Raw genomic sequence first — 19,215 nt, 5'->3', positions numbered from 1 at the left:
CTGCGCGCGCCATGGCAGTCCGATGCGCTGCCGTAGTGCAGTCGATGCAACGATTCGACGCTGCACGCCTGGGCGCGACGTGCGGGATCGCGATGTCATCACTCCACGTGCCTCCATGTACTGCCATCAAAGGCCACTATGTCGTTCTCGCCGATGGACCAGAGCAAACCATCGGCACTACTGATGCTGTAACACGTGATGGGAGCCGCATCGCCAACATCGACCAGTTCAAGCCGGTCATCGTGCAACCAATACAAAGCGTATCGGGTGGCCACATACAAGCGGCCGCCGAACCACTCCAGATCCCACAGATCTGCGTCAGTGGCTGCCTGGCAAATGATCTCCCATCGATCGTGCTTACCGCGCAGTAGCATTCCCTGCATTCCGCAGGCATACACCCAGCCATCTTCCGCGCAGCAGACCCGGGTAAGGTTGATGGCGGTGGGACTGGCGAAGCGCGTCCAGGCAGCACCATCGAAATGCCAGATTTCGCCATGCCAGCCCACGGTATAGACATCCACCTCGCTGTAGCCGTGAATGGACTCAAACCCGAACACCATATCCTTGGCCGGCTGGGTCGGCATGTCGCCGTGCAACGCAATCCAGTTGCCTGGACTTTCCCGCTTGAAGACCTGGCGATCCATTCCGCAGACGTAGGCAAAACCGCCGACATTACGGATCTCTCGCATGACGCTGAGCGATACGCCAGGGCAGGCGATTTGCTCGTCATAGTCGTCGTCGTTGCCCATCACGCGCACGGTGCCATGCTCGCCTAGCGCGATCGCCTGGTCTTTGGGGCGTTGGGTGACACAGATCGAGTGGGCGTTCCAGCGACCTATCTCATACATCCCCCATCCGCCGCCATCCCATGCGTAAAAGGCGGTGTGCGGCAGGCCGTCTGCCTCCAGGTCGGGATCGATACACAGCACGTAAGCGAGGTCGCCATAGCGCACGGCTCCGTTGCGGTAGCGATAGCCGATGTCCTTGAACAGCATGATGTGGTCTTCCTCTAGATCGTTTGGCATTCCATATGCCTACGCCCCACGCGCCGGATGCACTGCGATCCGGGTCGTCCGAATCGCCGCTACTGGCTCCGATTCTTCTGCAGAACGATGGACTTGCCGCCCGCTTCGCCAACCGGCGCAAGGACAGGGAGGACCCACGCCCCGCACCGGATCCGCTACGGGACAACGCTCCATCATCCCGCAGGCATCTCGTACCAAAGCGCGATCGCGCAGACAGATGCGCTATCTCCCGTCTCCTTGGATGGCACACGTCCGCGCTCTCGAGGACGTGTGCCATCAGGCGCGTCAGGGCTGCACCACCGTGATGGTGGATGGAGTGGTGTGCCCCACCCCACGCAGCTCCGGCCGGTACATGTCTTCCACCAGCGACGGCGGCACCGTGTAGGTGCCCGGCGTCACCGCGCGCACCAGGTAATACACCTGCGCCTTGCTGCCCGACGACAGCGCCAGCGCAGCCACATAACGGTCGTCGCGGAACTCTTCGTGCTTGACATCGGCGGCGCTGGAGCGCTCGCTGATGCCGATGCCGTCCACCACCACGTCGGCCCACTGCTTGGCATCGCCGAGATTGAAATTCTCGATTTCCAGGCCGGCAGGCAACAGATCGGTCAGCAATGCATCGGGCATCGATTCGTTGGCGGTGATGGTGACGCGCACGATCAGCGCCTCGCCTTCCTTCAACGCGCGCGGCGTCCATGGCTTGCCGTCGGTGGTGTACCAGCTGCGCTCCACGCTGAGATTGCGCGTGTCTGGCTCAGGTGCAGTGCGCGGGATGCCGGCCACTTCAATGCTGGCATACATCGGCGCTTCGCCTTGCGGCGCGAACTGCACACCGCGGGCCAGCGCCGCACTGTCGAAGCTGCGTCCGAACACGCGGGCCGGTGCGATCTGCTGTACCGCATCGCCGACGGTCAAACTGCCCGAGACCTGCTTGCCCTGCCCCACCATCAACGCCTTGCCCAGCCGCGCCAGCGCGATCTGCTCCTGCGTGCTCAGCCACAACACTCCGCCAGCGCGGCGTGCATCCAGTGCCTGCCCCAGGGCAACCACGCGGGTGTCGTACTCGGGCTTGGACAGCCCGCGTTCGTGCAGCAACGCCATCATCAAGGCATCGTCACGCACCACACTGCCGTAATCGCTCAGATAGCGCGGACGCTCGGCGCTGTCCTTGGCAAACCCGGCCTTGATCGCGGCCTCGCCACGCTTGCTGTCGCCCTGCAACGACAATGCTGCGCCCAGGTGCACCAACGATAAGCCGGTCAAGGCCTTGGCGCGCTGGTTGTCGTACAGCGCGCGCAGCGTGCCCAGCGGGGCGCGGTTGACGCGTGCCAGCACGTAACCCGACCACGCCTGGTTAGCGAACTTCAGGTTCTCGCGGCGGTCCTGCCCATAGAACTCATTGCCACCGGACAGCAGATCTTCGCTCAGGCGATTGAGTGCCTTCTGCAGCACGTTATCGGGTACCGCAAAGCCGGCGTCCTTGGCGTCGAGCAGGAACTCGGCAATGTACGGGGTCAGGCCCGGATTGACGTAGCCATCGTCGCCCCACATCGAAAAATGCCCGCTGGCGATCTGCATCGACGCCAGTCGGCCGAACGCGCCTTCCATGCGCTCGCGGCGCGTGGCCGCATCCAGCCCCTTGGTGCCCAGCGCCTTGGCGGTCGCCTCGTCGAGCAACAGCGCTGCATACCCCTTGCTGGTGGTCTGCTCGGCGCAACCGTACGGGTAGTCCAGCGCGCCCTGCATGGCGCTGGCGAACGGGATCGGCGGCAGCGGGCTGACCAGCATGCGCGCGGTCACCGAACCGGCCATCAGGCCATCGGCATGGCTGCTGTCCAGGGTCACCGGTGCCAGCGGGTCGAGCACGCGGGTCTGCGTACGCAACACCTGCGGCCACCCGGCACGCACCGGCAGCTCGTAGTTGCGGTCGGCCTTGAAGCCATTGCCGTCCACGCGCACGCGCACCTTGGCCACGCTATAGCCTTCGGTGGCCGTCAGCGGGAAGCTCAGCGTCTGCTTGGCATCCACGCCCAGCTTGATGCTGCGCGCCGCTTCGGCAATCGACAGCGGGCCGATGCCGTCCACACGCACGTTGAACTCGCCCGGCTTGCCGGTGAAGTTCTGCACGTCCAGCGTCACCGTACTGCGGTCGCCCGGCGCCATCACGCGCGGCATGCTGGCCTCGGCCAGGATCGGCGCACGCACGATGGTTTCCATATCGCGGTTGCCGTAGCGCGTATCCGAATACACCAGCGCCGACACCCGCAAGGTGCCGTTGAAATCCGGCACCGGCAGTTGCACACGTGCATTGCCCTTGGCATCAAGCGTCACCGAGCCGGAGAACAGGTCCACGGTCTGCACGCGCGCGGTCGGGCGCTTGGCCTGCGGCAGCGCTTCCAGCGCCATGTCGCCGCCGAACTTGAGCTTGCCGCTGGCGCCTTCGAAGCTTTCGATCACGCGGCCATAGATGTCATAGGCATCGGTACCCAGGCGCCGCTGCGCGAAGAACTGTGCGTTGGCATCGGGCACCGGGAAGCGGGTGATTTTGAGGATGCCCACGTCCACCGCCGAAATGGTGACGTGCGCCGCCTTGCCCGCCAGTTCCGGCACGCTCACCGTCACCGGCAGCGATTGCTCGGGGCGCATCTGCCTGGGCGCGGACAGGCCCACGGCCACGCGTCGGGTCTTGCGGTCCATCGGTACATGCGCCACGCCCACCGCACGCGCGGGGGTGATCTTGCTCGGTGCAGTACCGCCACGGAACACCAGCGCGGTGACGTAGACGTCGTGGCGCTCCCAGGCCTCGGTGACCGGGATTTCGAACGTACTACCCGGCTTGACGTCGATGTCCTGCACGTAGAGCAGCTTGTCGCTTTCCACCAACAGCACGCCCTTGCCGGCATGCGGCGGGGTCAGCGTGACTTTGAGCGTGTCGCCAGCGCGGTAGCCGGTCTTGTCCAGCGCCAGCTTGACCTTGTCAGGGCGCGCATCCAGGCCGCGGTTTTCGTCGTTCCAGCTCCAGCCGGCGCGGAACGGGTAACGCGTGGTCAGGCCGGTGGCCGGGTCGAACACGTCCAGGCGGTACTCGCCCCACTCCACTGGAAAATCGAGCTTGGCATTGGCGCTGCCCACATCCAGCGTGCGGGTGTCCTTGTTCTCGAAGCGACGGGTGAAGTCGTAGTCCCAATGGTCGTCGGTGTAGTTCCAGTGGTAGTCGCGCAGCTCGCGCACCAGCGTGGCCTTCAGGCCCTTGGCCGGCTGCGGCTTGCCATCGGCATCCACGCGGGTGAGCTCGAAACGCGCGGTGCCATTGGCATCGGCACCGTCCTTGTCGTCGAACAACGGGCGCACGCCGACCAGCGCCTTGGCCGGCCACAGCACGCGCTTGACGGTACGGGTCACGGTGCGCCCGCCGGTCTCGTACACGCTGCCCGAGACCACCGCCGCAATCGTGCTCACCGGCTTGGCTTCGGCAGGCAGCGCAATGTCTTCGCGCAATACGCCATCGCTGCCGAACTCGGTGTCGATCACGTCCTTGGCTTCGCGCGGCAGCTCCAAGGTGGGGTCGCCGAAGAACCAGCCCGGCAACGACTCCAGCGGATGCTGCTCGACGCTGACCGCAAGCTTGGCAGTGAAGCGGTTGCCATCGGCCGGTGCGCCGTACAGATAGGCGGCATTGGCGAGCAGCGTGAACGGCTGACCGGCACTCAAGGTCTTTTGTGCGGCATCCAGATCCAGCTTCATGCGCTCGGGCAGGAATTCTTCCACGCGCACGGTCATGCCCTGCACGGCATCCTTGCTGGCCGGGTCGGTACGGAATTCCACCTGCCAGCGGCCAGTCGGCGCATCTGCAGGAATCTGCTGGGTGAATTCGAAGTAGCCTTGTTCGCCCGGTTGCAGCTTGGTTTCGCGGAAGGTCTTGCCGTCGGGCTGCTTGAGCCGCAGGAACACCGGTTGCGGCTTGGTGGGCTTGCCGTCGTTGTCGCGCAAGATTGCCGACACGCGCATGGTCTCGCCGGGGCGATACAGATCGCGGCCGGCCCAGGCGAACACGTCGAACCAGGCGCTCTGGCGCCCGGCCACCGCAAATTCGCTCAGATCCAGCGCCGGTTGGTTGAACGGCAACACCGAGATGTCGGTCTTGCTGCGCGCCACCAGCACATGGCCGGCGTCGAGCGTGTAGTTGAGCAATGCATTGCCGTTACCGTCGGTGGCGCCCTTGAGGAACAGCTCGCCCTTGGCATCGAGGATGCGCACGTCCACGTTCTTGATCGGCTCCCCGCTCTGCAACGAGGCGGTGTGCACGAACAGCTTGTCCTTGTAGGCGCGCGTATGCAGGCCGATGTCGCTGACGGTGAAGAACGACGTCTCCTGTTCGTTCTCGAAGCTGCCGGCGCGCTTCATCACCGCAAAGTACAGGCCAGGCTCCTGCAGCTCCTTGATGTCCTGCGTCGGCAGGTAGGTCAGCACGCGCTCGTTTTGCTTGCCGCCCAGGATGAAACGATTGACGTACACCGGCTCGGCCAACGTGGACAGTGGCTGTTTGTCGTCGTATTCGCTCTCGAGCTCCCAGCTGCCACGACGGCCGCCGCGCTGGAACTGCTGGAAGAACGCCGGCAGCGACTTCTCGCGCACGCGCAGGAACTCCACGTCCACTTCCGGCACGTTGACCGACACCACCGGCAAACCGCGGCTTTCGCGCGCCGGCAACACGCTGCCCTGCGAAGCGAACCCGACCACTGGCTTGAGCGCGCCGGTATAGACCTTCTGCTTGAGCGGCTTGCCCAGGCGGCTGCCATCGGCCGCCAGCAGATTGGCGTCGATCAGGACGGTGTAGTCCTTGGCCGCTTCCACGTACGGGTAGCGCAGCGTCTTGCCGTCGTCGGACAGCGACCAGCTGCTGTCGCCGGTGCCGACCTTTTCTTCGAAGCGCACCAGCGCATCGAAATCCTGGGTGCCGACCAGCGGACGCGAAAATTCCAGCGCCAACGACAGGCCATCGCCACTCTGGTCGGGATAGGCGCGCGCCAATGCAAACCCGGTGATGGCCTGCTTGTCGGCCTTGATCGCCTCGCCGCTGGCGGCAGGCAGCTGCCCGCTTTCGTTGCGTTTGCACGCCACCCCGCCGATCGCCACGGTGAGCAACACCACCCACAGCAACATGCGCCGTGTGCCCGACCACTTCATCCCTGATACCTGGCTGTCCATTCGTGCTACCCCATGACTGAGGCGACAAGTATAGCGAGGCCGTTCACGTCACTGATGACGGCATGGTGCGACGCAGCGACTTGCCGATGGGCGGAGATGACGCGCTACTGGACCCGCGTTGCGGTGGCGCCTGCGTGCCCGACCGGCGGTGAGCGCAGTGGTGTTGCTAGCCGGCTTTCTAGATGCATCAGAAGCCTGGTGGGCCGAGTGCGCGGCGCCCTCACCGCTCGCGGGACACGCCGTGAATCCGTCCCTGGAGGCTCGGTGGCGGCATCCATGCCGCCACACGGTCCCGCAATCGGCGAGGACACCGCACCAGAAAGTTTGTTGGTTGCTCTATTGAAAACCATGCACACCGACCTCTCGACTGGTCCTGTCCCGCCCACCGTCGCGGGACCTGACGCGGCATGGATGCCGCGTAAGAGCCTACAAGGACGTGCTTGCGGCGTGTCCTGCGATAGTGGGCGGGCAAGGATCATGCAGCCAAGTTGCAGCACTATCGCCCAGCAACTGACATGTCCATTTCATTCAACCAACCCACAACGACGTCGGGTCTAGGCGTCGTTTGGCTACGTCAAAAAGCCGAGTCAGCCGAACGCGCGGTGTCCTTGCCAGAAAGATTGTTGGCTGCTTTGTCGAAAACAGACATACCCGACCCTCTCGACTGGTCCTTGCCCGCCCACCGTCGCGGGACCTTACGCGGCATGGATGCCGCGTAAGAGCCTACAAGGACGTGCTTGCGGCGTATCCTGCGATAGTGGGCGGGCAAGGACCATGCAGCCAAGTTACAACTCAGCGGCCCTTGCGGTAGACGGACATGAAGTCGTTTTGTTCTCCGCTCCTAGCGCAACTGCAACACTGCCCGCATGTACATGTCGATCAACGCCGGCTTATCTGCACGCAGACAGGCCTGCACGTTCGGCACACCCGGGCCTTCGCGCGTATAGCCCTGCGCATCGACATCCAGATGCAGCGGCGTGGTCGGGCAGAGTGCGGGGCGCAGCAGCCAGGCCACTGGCACGGCATCGAACACCGTCGGCGTTGCGCTGGCCCAGGGCTGGTCGGTGTTGCGCCACTGGTAGTAGAGCTGGGTGAGCGCGTCGGTCAGGCCGTCGCCGTGCGCAAACAGCGCGATGCGCTCGGGCTCTTCCAGGGTGATCTGGGTGGCATCCAGCGGCAGCAGGACGATCGGCACGCCGGCCGCGAACACGCGCTGCGCAGCAGCCACATCGGACACGATGTTGTACTCGGCGGCCGGCGCGCTGGCCGGGCGATAGGCGGACTTGCCGTAGCCCACCCGCACCGAGCCGCCCATCGCCACAATCCGCTTGAGCTTGGCAAAGCCGGCAGGGTCGCGTTGCTGCGCCAGCGCGGCATCGGTCATCGGGCCCAACACCAGCAGGGTCACCTGACCCGGGTGGCGACGCGCCTGCTGCAGGATCATCGCCGCCGCATCGGGCAAGCCGCTCGACAGCTGCCCCTTCGCGGCCCAGCGCGCCTGGCTGAAGGCGATCGTGCTGGTGGTGGGCTTGCCCACGGCTAACGGAATGTCGCTGCGCCCGGCCTGCTGCAACAGCCGCTGCAACAGCTGCGCACGCAGCGTGGTATCACCCCAGGCCGAAGCGATGCCCAGCACCTGCACCTGTGGGCGACGCAACAGCAGTGCCAGCGCAAACGCATCGTCGATGTCGTCGCCGATGTCGGTCGACACCACTACCTTGTCGGCCGGCACAGGCGCAGCGGCGCCCTGCACGGCTGCCGCGGGCGTCTGCGCCCACGCTGCGGCGCAGACGCACCACATCACCGGCATCATCCACGCGCGTTGCCAACTCCACTGCATGTCGCCACTCCTGCTGCCATAAAAAAAACCGCCGGCATGATAGCCGGCGGTTCGATAGTGCTACACCACGGCGCCGATCAGAAATTGGCGCGGAACTGCGCGCCGACGATGCGCGGGTCGTTGATGAAGCCGGTGAGGTTGTTGAAGTCGATCGCACCGGTCACGCGGATCTGGTTGGTGCAGTTGCGGCAGAACACCGACACCTCGTATGCACCCGCGCCCCAGTTGTAGCCGATCTTGGCGCCGCCTTCGACCAGCGGCTGGCCGGTGAATTCCTTGGAGTCGTACAGGAAGAAATTCACCTCGCTGCGGTAGGACCAATCGGTGTAGAAGAACAGCTCGCCATCGTTGTCCATCGGGATGCCGTAACGCAGCGTGGCGTTGGCCATCCACTTGGACGCCTGCGGCAGGTCGTTACCATCGATCAGCGCGCGACCGGCCGCATTGAGCGGGTCGGTCACGGTGCAGGTGCGGCACACGCCCACCGACAGGGCCGGGTCGTCGATGCGGGTCCAGTTGTAGGCGCCGCCGGCGGTGACGCGCAGGTTCTGGGTGAGCAGCGCTTCGAAGTCGAACTCGGCGCCGCGGGCCTTGGTCTTGTCGGCGTTGAGCAGGCGCACGTCGTTGGACGCGCCGCCCACCGCGGTGAGCTGCTGGTTCTTCACACGAAAATCGTAGATGTCGAAGCTCAGGCGCGCGCGGTTGTCGAACAGATCCGACTTGATACCGATCTCGAACGAATCCACCGTCTCCGGTTCGGCCACGGTCAGCGGCGCGGTGCCCGAGGGCACGCCGAAGCTGGCGCCGCGGAAGCCGCGAGCGGCGCGTGCATACACGTTGACGTCGTCGTTGATGGAGAAGGTGGCCGCCAGATCGCCGGTGACCTTGGAGTTGTCGGTCTCGCCGCTGGAGGGCTCGACCAGCGTGACGCGGTCCAGCGCCAGTACGTCGAAAGTCTTCTTGTCGTAGGTGTAGCGGATGCCGGCGCGCAGGTTCAGGCGGTCGGTCGCTGCATAGTTCAACGAGCCGAACGCCGCCCACGAGGTGTTGCGCTGGCGGGTCAGCTGGTAGCTGGCCAGATCGCCGCCGCTGAAGGTGTTGTAGGTGTAGTTTTCGCCTTCCACATCGTCGTGGAAGTAGTACAGGCCGGCCTGCCAGTTGAGCGGGCCTTCGTACTGCGATTCGGCACGCAGTTCCTGGCTGTACTGGTCCAGGCTCTTGATGCCGCCGGCGGTTTCCACCGGGAACGGAATCACGCCCGGGCCGGACGGCGGTGCGAACACTGCGCCGAAGCCGCCGTCGATGTCGCCACGGCTGTAGTACTTGCCAATGCCTTCGTAGGCGGTGATCGAGTGCAGCGCGATGTCGCCCAGGTCCCAGGTCAGGTTGGCGCTGCCGCCGTAGGTCTGCAGTTCCTGGTTGTTGGCGCCGTCGATGAAGGACTTCTCTTCGTCGAAACCGTCCACCAGCTGGTTGGTGCCGGGCTGGATGATGTTGGCGCGGAACAGCCGCGCGGTGCCGTCCAGGTGACGCGCATGCGCGTTGAACAGCGCGCTGAAATCGTCGCTGGCCTGGTACAGCAACTGCAGGCGCACTGCCGAGTCGGTATAGCCTTCCAGATCGCGGCCGTCGCGGTTTTCCACCCAGTCGTCGCGGCGCTGGCCCAGCGTGGACAGACGCGCCGCCCAATGCTCGCCCATGGCGATGCTCAAGCCGCTTTCCAGGGTCATGGTGCCGTAGGTGCCGTACGACAGGCTGGCGTAGCCATCGTTGGCGCCGATGGTCGGCTTGACCGAGTTAAACTTGACCACGCCGGCCGGCGTGTTGCGGCCGAACAAGGTGCCCTGCGGGCCGCGCAGCACTTCCAGGCCTTCCAGATCGAAGATCGGGAAGCCCTTCAGGAACGCGTTTTCCTGCACCACGTCGTCATAGATCAGCGATACCGGCTGCGAGGCGTAGGTGTTGAAGTCGGTGTTGCCGTAGCCGCGGATGTACACACGCGGGAACACACGGCCGTTAGACGATTCGATGTTCAGGCTGGGCGCCTTGCCCGCCAGCACGCGGATGTCCGAGCCGCTGGTGGAGATGGCATCCAGAAACTCCGGACGCAGCACGCTTGCCGACACCGGCACATCCTTGGAGTCTTCCGAACGACGTTCGACCGTGACCTTGACCGCATCCAGACGCACGACACCGTCGTCGCCAGAGACCTGCTGCGCAGCAGCGTAGAACGGAAGAAGCGAAACGACGGCAACGGCAAGCGCGCTGATCTTGAGCGACCGGCTGGCTGACATGGGAAGACTCCGAATTCTGGTGGCGGGGCGGCTGCCTGGCCTGCATGCCGCGGTGCAACAGAATTAACACGATTTACACAAATATGGCAGGGCGCGTGCGAAAAAGTTTCCATAATTCGAAATGGTGTTCGAATTAATGCAACACATCCGTGGAATTTGTGCGCCAGAGCTGAGTCAGTCTCCCGATATGAGGCTTCTGGCGCCGACAACGTCGGTCGGGAATGCGGTCGCCAGGGGGCCTACACGCGGGCACTGGATTCGCTCCGCAGGGAGCCTGGGCGAACGTGGGATACGAGCCCCTGCGGCAAGCGAGCGCCCGGATCGGCAACGCGCGGCCGCCGCTCATTCACTCCGGCGCGGGCACCCGCACCCAGCCTTCCATCAGCACCCGCGCACTGCGGCTCATCAGCGCCTTGGTCACCTTCCACTGGCCGTCGACCAGCGTCGCCTCCGCACCGACGCGCAAGGTGCCAGACGGATGGCCGAAGCGCACCGCCGTCCGCGCGGCGCCACCGGCGGCCAGATTGACCAGGGTGCCGGGTACCGCCGCTGCAGTGCCGATGGCGACGGCGGCGGTGCCCATCATCGCGTGATGCAACTTGCCCATCGACATTGCCCGCACCAGCAGATCGATCTCGGCCGCATGCACCGGCCTGCCGCTGGACGCGGTGTAGTCGGCCGGCGGCGCAACGAAAGCGACCTTGGGGGTGTGCTGACGCGTGATGGCCTCTTCGACGCTGGCAATCAACCCCATCCGCACCGCGCCATGCGCACGCAATGTTTCGAACATGCTCAGCGCACGCGCATCGCCGTTGATCGCATCCTGCAACTCGGTGCCGGTGTAGCCCAGGTCCTGCGCGTTGACGAAGATGGTCGGGATGCCGGCATTGATCAGCGTGGCGGCGATCGTGCCCAGGCCGGGAATCTCCAGCTGGTCGACCAGCTTGCCGGTGGGAAACATCGCACCGCCCTCGCCTTCGGCTGCATCGGCCGGGTCGATAAATTCCAGCTGCACTTCGGCGGCGGAAAAAGTCACCCCATCCAGCTCGAAGTCGCCGGTTTCCTGCACCTGGCCGTCGGTCATCGGCACGTGCGCCACGATGGTCTTGCCGATATTGGCCTGCCAGATCCGCACTGTCGCGATGCCATCGCGCGGCACGCGCGTGCCATCGACCAGGCCATTGGCGATGGCGAACGGCCCCACCGCCGCCGACAGATTGCCGCAGTTGCCGCTCCAATCCACAAACGCGCTGTCGATGGACACCTGCCCGAACAGATAGTCCACATCATGCCCCGGCCGCGTGCTGGCGGAGACGATCACGCTCTTGCTGGTGCTTGAAGTCGCCCCGCCCATGCCATCGATCTGCTTGGCATACGGATCGGGACTGCCGATCACCCGCAGCAACAGCGCATCGCGTGCAGCACCGGCCTGCTGCGCCGCTGCGGGCAAATCCTGCAGACGGAAGAACACGCCCTTGCTAGTGCCGCCGCGCATGTAGGTGGCAGGGATGCGGAGTTGGGGAACAAATGACATGGAGGTTCCTTGAAAGCAACGAAGTAGCGAGACACTCAACTCATGCGAGCCAGTATCGTCTTGTATGGCTAGCGCAGCCGAGAGCGTGCTGGCATCCGGTCTGTCTTTCGCGGTTCAAAACGGCAATAAGCCTTGACCCTGCTCACCCAAGCCGGCAGCAGGACGCAGTGGCCATTGCGCGATGGTGGTGTAGCGATACGGCACTCCGCCAGCTTCGACAAGCAGCAAGGTCTCGCTGTGCCAGACGATCACCGGAATCCTCGCGTCCAGCTTTGCGGGCGCCTTGTAGCTGATCGTGATATGCGGGGTATGTCTACCTCCAGGCGCTAGCTGTTCTGCCTGTAATGCCGTGGCAACCGCTTGCAGCAGGGCGGTGAATTCCAACGGCACACCATATGCTCGAAACGCGCAATGCAGTGGACCTGAGCCGGAGGTGGTGATGCGATTCAAGCGCAACGTCACCGCGGCCGCATCGACGCGGCCTCCAGCGCGCAGCATTGCCGCACGCGCGTCCATTCCCTCATATCTGTCACTCAGCGATTGATGCCAATTGCACACATCAAATAGCCTTTCCCCAAGCGCCGTATCAAAACCATGGGCAGCGACCGCACCGGACATCAGATCACGCACCTCCGGCGGCGGTTTCAACATGAAGATCAGTCGTGGTGTGGAACACATACCGATGCCTACGCCACCTTGCTCGCTTCCAGAAAGTCCTGCGCAAACCGCTGCAGCACACCGCCCGCCTCGTAGATCGACGCTTCTTCCGCCGTATCCAGACGACAGGTCACCGGCACCTGCACCTGTGCGCCGTTGCGCCGATGGATCGAGAGCGTCAGGGTCGCACCTGGCGTGCGCTCACCCATGACATCGAAGGTCTCGCTACCGTCGATGCCCAGGGTCTTGCGATCGATACCCGGTTTGAACTCCAGCGGCAACACGCCCATGCCGATCAGGTTGGTGCGGTGAATCCGTTCGAAGCCTTCGGCCACGATCGCTTCCACGCCCGCCAGCCGCACGCCCTTTGCCGCCCAGTCGCGCGACGAGCCCTGCCCGTAATCGGCGCCGGCAATGATGATCAACGGCTGCTTGCGGGTCATGTAGGTTTCGATCGCTTCCCACATGCGCACGACCTGCCCGTCCGGCTCCAGCCGTGCCAGCGAGCCGGCGGTGACCTGCCCATCGATCACCGCCATTTCATTGACCAGCTTCGGGTTGGCGAACGTGGCGCGCTGCGCGGTGAGGTGATCGCCACGATGCGTCGCGTAGGAATTGAAGTCTTCCTCTGGCACGCCCATCTGCGCCAGATATTCGCCGGCTGCGCTGCTGGCCATGATGGCGTTGGAGGGCGACAGGTGGTCGGTGGTGATGTTGTCGCCCAGCACCGCCAGCGCGCGCATGCCATGCAATGTGCGTGCACCGGCCAGTGCGCCCTCCCAATACGGCGGGCGGCGAATATAGGTACTTTGCGGGCGCCAGTCGTACAGCGGGCTGACGCGCGCGCCCTGCCCGACGCTGCGCTTGAACATCGGGTCGTAGACGCTGCGGAAATGTTCCGGCTTGACGCTGCGCGCCACCACCGCATCGATTTCCGCATCGCTTGGCCACAAGTCCTTGAGCGTGATCGGCGTGCCATCCGCATCGAAGCCAAGCGCATCTTTTTCGATATCGAAGCGCACCGTCCCTGCGATGGCATAGGCGATCACCAGCGGCGGCGATGCCAGAAACGCCTGTTTGGCATACGGATGGATACGTCCATCGAAATTGCGGTTGCCCGACAATACCGCCGTCGCATACAGGTCGCGGTCGATGATTTCCTGCTGGATCACCGGGTCGAGCGCGCCGCTCATGCCATTGCAGGTGGTGCAGGCGAACGCCACGATGCCGAAGCCCAGCTGTTCCAGCTCGCTCAGCAAGCCGGCCTCTTCCAGATACAGCTGCACCGCCTTGGAGCCGGGCGCCAGCGAACTTTTCACCCAGGGCTTGCGCAGCAAGCCGCGCGCGTTAGCGTTGCGTGCCAGCAGGCCGGCTGCTATGACATTGCGTGGATTGGAGGTGTTAGTGCAGGAGGTGATTGCCGCGATGATCACCGCGCCATCGGGCATTTGTCCCGGCACGTCTTCCCACGCAGCGGCGATGCCACGGTTTGACAGCTCGGTGGTCGCCACGCGCTTGTGCGGATTGGATGGGCCGGCCATGTTGCGCACCACGCTCGACAAATCGAACTGCAGCACGCGCTCGTACTGCGCTGTCACCAGATCGTCGACCCACAAACCGGTATGGCGTGCATAGGTTTCCACCAGCGCAACCTGCGCGTCTTCGCGGCCGGTCAGCCGCAGATAGTCGATGGTCTGCTGGTCGATGTAGAACATCGCCGCCGTCGCACCGAATTCCGGTGTCATATTGGAGATGGTGGCGCGGTCGCCAATGGTCAGCGCACTCGCGCCGTCGCCGTAGAACTCCAGATACGTGCCGACCACGCGCTGCTGGCGCAGGAATTCGGTCAACGCCAGCACGATATCCGTGGCAGTGATGCCCGGCGCCGGCCGGCCTGACAACTCCACGCCGATGATGTCGGGCAGCCGCATCCACGACGCGCGACCCAGCATCACGTTCTCCGCTTCCAGCCCACCCACGCCCACGGCGATTACACCCAACGCATCCACGTGAGGGGTGTGGCTATCGGTGCCCACGCAGGTGTCGGGAAACGCCACGCCGTCCAGTGTGTAGATCACCGGCGACATCTTCTCCAGATTGATCTGGTGCATGATCCCGTTGCCCGGCGGAATCACCTCCATGTTCTCGAATGCACGCTTGGTCCATTCGATGAAATGAAAGCGGTCGGCATTGCGCCGGTCTTCCACGCTGCGGTTCTTGGCAAAGGCCTGCTTGTCGAAGCCGGCGTATTCCACGGCCAGCGAGTGATCGACGATCAGCTGCACCGGCACCACCGGATTGACCTGCGCCGGGTCGCCGCCCTGTTCGGCGATGGCATCACGCAGGCCGGCCAGATCCACCAGTGCGGTCTGCCCCAGGATGTCGTGACACACCACCCGCGCAGGAAACCACGGGAAATCTAGGTCGCGCCTGCGCTCGATCAGCTGGCGCAGGTAGGCCTGCAGCAGTTGAGGCTCGGCGCGCCGCACCAGGTTTTCGGCATGTACGCGCGCGGTGTACGGCAGCGTTGCATAGGCACCGGGCTGCAACGCATCCACGGCGGCGCGCGCATCGAAATACTCCAACGAGGTGCCCGGCAAGGGCTTGCGGTACTGGCTATTCATGGCTGGCGATATCACAAGACGGACGAAGTTGTTTTTGCGGTTGCGGTACTTCTACCGCGGCGCCGCTGCCACCGCTGTGCCCTTCTCCCGCAAGCGGGAGAAGATGCGCAAACGGAGGACGAGGGCGAGTGCCTCCCACACGCACTCAGGCGCGCTGATCCAACGGTACAAACACCTGATCTTCCGGCCCGGTGTAGTTGGCCGAAGGCCGAATGATCTTGCCGTCCACACGCTGTTCGATGATATGCGCGCTCCAACCGGCCGTGCGTGCCAGCACGAAGAGCGGCGTGAACATCGCCGTCGGCACGCCCATCATGTGATAGCTCACCGCACTGAACCAATCCAGGTTGGGGAACATCTTCTTGATGTCCCACATCACGCTTTCCAGGCGCTCGGCGATGTCGTACATCTTGCGGCTGCCCTGCTCATCGGACAACTCGCGCGCCACGTCCTTGATGACCTTGTTGCGCGGGTCGGACACCGTGTACACCGGGTGGCCGAATCCGATCACCACTTCCTTGCGCTCCACGCGCGCCTTGATATCGGCTTCCGCCTCGTCCGGCGTGTCGTAACGCTTCTGCACTTCGAACGCCACTTCGTTGGCGCCGCCGTGCTTGGGTCCACGCAGCGCGCCGATACCGCCGGCAATGGCGCTGTGCATATCGCTGCCGGTGCCGGCGATCACACGGCATGCAAAGGTGGAGGCGTTGAACTCGTGTTCGGCATACAGGATCAGACTGGTGTGCATCGCACGCACCCACGAGTCCTTGGGCGCAAACCCGTGCAACAGATGCAGGAAGTGCCCACCGATCGAGTCGTCGTCGGTCTCCACCTCGATGCGCTTGCCGTTGTGGCTGTAGTGATACCAGTACAGCAGCATCGAGCCCAACGAGGCCATCAGCTTGTCGGCGATATCGCGCGCGCCCGGATGATTGTGGTCGTCCTTTTCCGGCTGCAGGCAACCCAGCACCGAGACACCGGTACGCATCACATCCATCGGGTGCGCCGACGGCGGCAGTTGCTCCAGCGCCGCTTTCACTGCGGCCGGCACGCCACGCAGCGAGCGCAACTTGGCCTTGTAACCGCGCAATTCGCCGCTGTTGGGCAGCTTGCCGTGCACCAGCAGATACGCAATTTCCTCAAACTCGCTGGTGGTTGCCAGGTCCAGAATGTCGTAACCGCGGTAGTGCAGATCGTTGCCGCTGCGCCCCACGGTGCACAGGGCGGTGTTGCCTGCGGCAGTGCCGGACAGGGCAACGGATTTTTTTGGCTTGAAACCAGGAATGGTGGTGTCGTTCATGCGATGAGCTCCCAAGCTGTGGCGTGTTGCGGTGTCACTGAGGATCGACCAGGTGGACCCAGCAAGCGGCGATCATGCGCCTTTGCGCGCAAACAGTGCGTCCAGGCGTTGTTCGTAGTCGTGGTAGCCGATGCGTTCGTACAATTCTTCGCGCGTCTGCATCGTTTCCAGCACCGCTTGTTGGTGACCATCGCGACGGATCGCGGTGTAGACGTCTTCGGCGGCCTTGTTCGCCGCACGAAATGCCGACAGCGGAAACAACTGGATCGCCACGCCGGCAGCGGCCAGCTGGTCGCGCGTAAACAGCGGCGTCTTGCCGAACTCGGTGATGTTGGCCAGCACCGGCACGCCCACCGCATCGACAAAACGCTTATAGGTGTCCAGATCGTAGGCGGCCTCGGCAAAGATGCCGTCGGCGCCCGCTTCCACGCAGGCGATAGCGCGCTCGATCGCCGCGTCCACGCCTTCCATCTGGATGGCGTCGGTCCGCGCGATCAGGAAGAACGCCGGATCGGTCTTGGCATCGGCCGCCGCCTTGACCCGGTCCACCATCTCGCCCTGGCTGACGATCTCCTTGCCTGGCCGATGCCCGCAGCGCTTGGCGCCGACCTGGTCTTCGATATGACAGCCGGCCGCGCCCGCCTTGATCAACGATTTGATGGTGCGCTCGATGTTGAACGCGCTCGGCCCGAAGCCGGTGTCCACGTCCACCAGCAGCGGCAACGCGCAGACATCGGTAATGCGGCGCACATCGATCAGCACGTCTTCCAGCGTATTGATGCCCAGATCCGGCAGCCCCAGCGAACCTGCGGCCACACCGCCGCCCGACAGATAGATAGCCTGATACCCGGCACGCTGGGCCAGCAGCGCGTGGTTGGCATTGATCGCGCCGATGACCTGTAGTGGCGACTCGGCGGCCAGCGCCGCGCGGAAGCGGGTACCGGCGGAAGAAATGGGCGAGGACGTCATGGCGATTCCTGGGGATGGGATGTCTGATAATTCGCAAACCCTATGCCAATCGCAAGCGTTTGATTTCAATGGCCGCCGCCAGGGAATCGTTGCGAATATGAAACGCGTGGCGCAACATGCAACACCCATGAAACACGGCAACTTCGATGCGTAGCCCCTCCCCTGCCGATCCGGCAGACACATCGCCACCGGTGATATGGACCGTCAGCGTGTCGCGGCTGACCGGCCTGCTGGCCGATGTCATCCCCGAATTCGATCAGCGCGCACGCATCGAGCAGATCAACCTCGGCTTTGCCGACGCGGTGGAAGTCATCGGCCAGCGCCTGCGCCGCGAGCGCTGCGACGTCCTGGTCGCTGGCGGCTCCAATGCCGCCTACCTACGCAGCCGGCTCGCGCTGCCGCTGGCGCCGATCCAGGCCACCGGCTTCGACCTGATGGAAGCGTTGGCGCGTGCGCGCCGCATCGCGCCACGCATCGGCGTGGTCACCCATGCCAGCGATGTCCCTTCGTTCCACGCCTTCCAGCGCAGTTTCGACCTGGACATCGAACACCGCCGCTTCGTCACCGCCGAAGACGCACGCGACTGCATTGCCGACCTGCGCGCCGGCGGCACGCAGGTCATCGTGGGCACCGGCATGGCGATCGATTTCGCCGAGCAGGCCGGCCTGCCGGGCGTGTTGCTGTATTCGGCAGATTCGGTCCGGCGTGCGCTGGAAAACGCCATCGCCCTGGGCACCGCCTCCAGCCAGGAACGCCCAGTTGCCCGCAGCAATACACGACGGATACGCCGCAGCGAAGCGCTGCTTGGCGACGACGCGGCAATGGTGCACGTCCGAGAGCTGGTGCAGTTGTATGCCCCGCACGCGGGCACGGTGTTGATCAGCGGCCAGACCGGTACCGGCAAGGAGCTGGTCGCACGTCAGTTGCATGCCGGCAGCCGCCGGCGTGGCCGCTTCGTCGCGATCAATTGCGGCGCCATCAGCGAGTCGCTGCTGGAGGCGGAATTGTTCGGCTACAGCGACGGCGCCTTTACCGGCGCACGCCGCGGCGGCCATGTCGGCCTGATCGAAGCCGCGCAGGACGGCACGCTGTTCCTCGACGAAATCGGCGAACTGCCGATGCCCCTGCAGACCCGTTTGCTGCGCGTCCTGGAAGAGCGTGAGGTGTTGCGCGTCGGCGCCACCGTCCCAGTTGCCGTGGATGTGCGCGTGATCGCCGCCAGCCTGCAGGATCTTCAGTCCCTGGTCGAGCAAGGGCGTTTTCGTCGCGACCTGTTCTACCGCTTGGCCGCATTGCGCATCGCGCTGCCGCCGCTGCGCCGTCGCCCCGACGATATCGCACTGCTGCTGACGCATTATTTTCAGCAACTGGGCAGCATTGCCTCGCCGTTGTCATCTGCAGCCCTGCAGCGGCTGCAGCAACATGCCTGGCCGGGCAATGTTCGCGAGCTACGCAACCTGGTCGAACGCTTGTGCATCCACTGGAAGGCGCAAGCGCAGGACGACCTGAGCCTGGAACACCTCCAACGCTGGGCGCCGGAATTGTTCGACGCATACGCCAGCGACGCTGCGCCACAGGCCCACACCGAGCTTGCCGCATCTCGCCTGCAACTCACCGCAGCAGCGGTGCGCACGGCACTGGATTGCGCCAACGGCAACCGCGCCCTCGCCGCCCAGGCGCTCGGCGTTTCGCGCACCACCTTATGGCGTTGGATGCAGGCACAGGCGATGGCACCACAGCGTTGACCTCCGCACCTTAGCCCGG

Annotated in this window: 10 protein-coding genes; 1 reads left to right on the top strand and 9 read right to left on the bottom strand. The window is 64.4% G+C overall.

What is annotated here, in order from left to right; genetic code table 11:
* Nucleotides 1–98: 98 nt before the first annotated feature.
* From BJD12_RS18960 to prpB, 9 genes are all read right to left on the bottom strand, one after another.
* Complete coding sequence (locus tag BJD12_RS18960) at nt 99–995, bottom strand: hypothetical protein (protein ID WP_042827812.1); 897 nt, start codon at nt 993–995, stop codon at nt 99–101.
* A 315-nt stretch (nt 996–1,310) separates the two neighbouring features.
* Entirely contained in the window at nt 1,311–6,212 is a 4,902-nt protein-coding gene (locus BJD12_RS18955) for an alpha-2-macroglobulin family protein (RefSeq protein ID WP_172797203.1), read from the bottom strand.
* Nucleotides 6,213–7,074: 862 nt separating this feature from the next.
* Nucleotides 7,075–8,073, bottom strand: a complete 999-nt coding sequence (locus BJD12_RS18945) for a nucleoside hydrolase (RefSeq protein WP_005995258.1) — start codon at nt 8,071–8,073, stop codon at nt 7,075–7,077.
* A 77-nt stretch (nt 8,074–8,150) separates the two neighbouring features.
* Nucleotides 8,151–10,367, bottom strand: a complete 2,217-nt coding sequence (locus tag BJD12_RS18940; protein WP_005995256.1) for a TonB-dependent receptor — start codon at nt 10,365–10,367, stop codon at nt 8,151–8,153.
* A gap of 346 nt (nt 10,368–10,713) precedes the next feature.
* A complete protein-coding gene (gene prpF, locus BJD12_RS18935) occupies nt 10,714–11,901 on the bottom strand; it encodes a 2-methylaconitate cis-trans isomerase PrpF (RefSeq protein WP_005995254.1) in 1,188 nt (395 codons plus the stop codon).
* A 114-nt stretch (nt 11,902–12,015) separates the two neighbouring features.
* The gene (locus BJD12_RS18930; protein WP_228861085.1) at nt 12,016–12,552 is read right to left on the bottom strand and encodes a 2'-5' RNA ligase family protein; all 537 of its coding nucleotides are present in this window, start codon (nt 12,550–12,552) and stop codon (nt 12,016–12,018) included.
* 35 nt (nt 12,553–12,587) lie between these two features.
* Complete coding sequence (gene acnD, locus BJD12_RS18925; protein WP_005995250.1) at nt 12,588–15,182, bottom strand: Fe/S-dependent 2-methylisocitrate dehydratase AcnD; 2,595 nt, start codon at nt 15,180–15,182, stop codon at nt 12,588–12,590.
* Nucleotides 15,183–15,327: 145 nt separating this feature from the next.
* Nucleotides 15,328–16,482 (bottom strand): bifunctional 2-methylcitrate synthase/citrate synthase, encoded by a 1,155-nt coding sequence (prpC, locus tag BJD12_RS18920; protein WP_005995248.1) that lies wholly within the window; start codon nt 16,480–16,482, stop codon nt 15,328–15,330.
* Between the two features lie 72 nt (nt 16,483–16,554).
* The gene (gene prpB / locus BJD12_RS18915; protein WP_005995247.1) at nt 16,555–17,451 is read right to left on the bottom strand and encodes a methylisocitrate lyase; all 897 of its coding nucleotides are present in this window, start codon (nt 17,449–17,451) and stop codon (nt 16,555–16,557) included.
* Nucleotides 17,452–17,597: 146 nt separating this feature from the next.
* On the opposite strand from prpB, the gene prpR reads away from it, so the two are divergent.
* Nucleotides 17,598–19,196 (top strand): propionate catabolism operon regulatory protein PrpR, encoded by a 1,599-nt coding sequence (prpR, locus tag BJD12_RS18910; protein WP_042828345.1) that lies wholly within the window; start codon nt 17,598–17,600, stop codon nt 19,194–19,196.
* Nucleotides 19,197–19,215 lie beyond the last annotated feature (19 nt).

It is taken from the genome of Xanthomonas vesicatoria ATCC 35937 (assembly GCF_001908725.1).
Taxonomy (GTDB): Bacteria; Pseudomonadota; Gammaproteobacteria; order Xanthomonadales; family Xanthomonadaceae; genus Xanthomonas; species Xanthomonas vesicatoria.
This window is presented reverse-complemented; position numbering and strand designations above follow the sequence as displayed.